This window comes from Actinomadura roseirufa (genome assembly GCF_900659635.1).
In the GTDB taxonomy this organism is placed as follows: Bacteria; Actinomycetota; Actinomycetes; order Streptosporangiales; family Streptosporangiaceae; genus Spirillospora; species Spirillospora roseirufa.
The window spans coordinates 1-1324 of the sequence record NZ_CAACVB010000561.1; the positions used below are offsets into that span (position 1 = coordinate 1).

A 1324-nucleotide genomic window follows, 5' to 3' on the forward strand; every position below is an offset into this window, starting at 1 on the left:
TGAGTCGATCAATGTGACGCTGGAGAAGGATCACACCTCCGGTCAGGACGACGCGCTGCTGGACATCTACCGCAAGCTGCGCCCGGGCGAGCCGCCGACGAGGGAATCCGCCCAGGCCCTCATCGAGAACCTCTATTTCAACCCCAAGCGCTACGGCCTGGCGAAAGTCGGCCGGTACAAAGTGAACAAGAAGCTCGGCCTCGGCCTGGGCATGAACCAGGGCACGCTGACCGAGGACGACATCGTCTCGACGATCGAGTACCTGGTCCGCCTGCACGCCGGCGAGGAGGAGGCTCCCGTCGGAGGTGACCCGGTACCGATCGACGTCGACGACATCGACCATTTCGGCAACCGGCGCCTGCGGACGGGGGGCGAGCTGATCCAGAACCAGTTCCGGGTCGGCCTGGCGCGGATGGAGCGGGTCGTCCGGGAGCGGATGACGACGCAGGACGTCGAGGCGATCACGCCGCAGACGCTGATCAATATCCGGCCGGTCGTCGCGTCCGTCAAGGAGTTCTTCGGCACCAGCCAGTTGTCGCAGTTCATGGACCAGATCAACCCGCTGGCGGGCCTGACCCACAAGCGGCGCTTGAACGCGCTGGGTCCGGGTGGTCTGTCGCGTGAGCGGGCGGGCATGGAGGTCCGTGACGTCCATCCGTCGCACTATGGGCGGATGTGCCCGATCGAGACGCCGGAAGGCCCGAACATCGGCCTGATCGGCTCTCTGTCGTCCTACGCCCGGGTCAACTCCTTCGGGTTCGTCGAGACGCCCTACCGCAAGGTCGTCGAGGGCCGTGTCACCGATCGGATCGACTACCTCACGGCCGATGAGGAGGACCGCTACGTCGTCGCGCAGGCCAACGCGCCGCTCAACGACGACGGCACCTTCGCCGAGGACCGCGTGCTCGTGCGCCGCAAGGACGGCGAGGTCGAGGCGATTCGGCCCGCCGAGGTGGACTACATGGACGTCTCGCCACGCCAGATGGTGTCGGTCGCGACGGCGATGATCCCGTTCCTGGAGCACGACGACGCCAACCGTGCGCTGATGGGGTCGAACATGCAGCGGCAGTCGGTGCCGTTGCTGCGCAGTGAGGCGCCGCTGGTCGGCACCGGCATGGAGTACCGTGCCGCGACCGACGCCGGTGATGTGATCACGGCGGAGAAGGCGGGTGTGGTCGAGGAGGTCTCGGCCGACTACGTCACCGTGATGAACGACGACGCCACGCGCACGACCTACCGGGTGGCCAAGTTCAAGCGGTCCAACCAGGGCACGTGCTTCAACCAGAAGCCGATCGTGGACGAGGGCCAGCGGGTCGAGGTCGGC

1 protein-coding gene is annotated in these 1324 nt (G+C 66.8%); it reads left to right on the forward strand.

The window, feature by feature from the left end:
- The coding region (locus E1291_RS41395; RefSeq protein WP_503108263.1) for an RNA polymerDNA-directed RNA polymerase subunit B at nucleotides 1-1324 on the forward strand (1324 nt) is incomplete at both ends.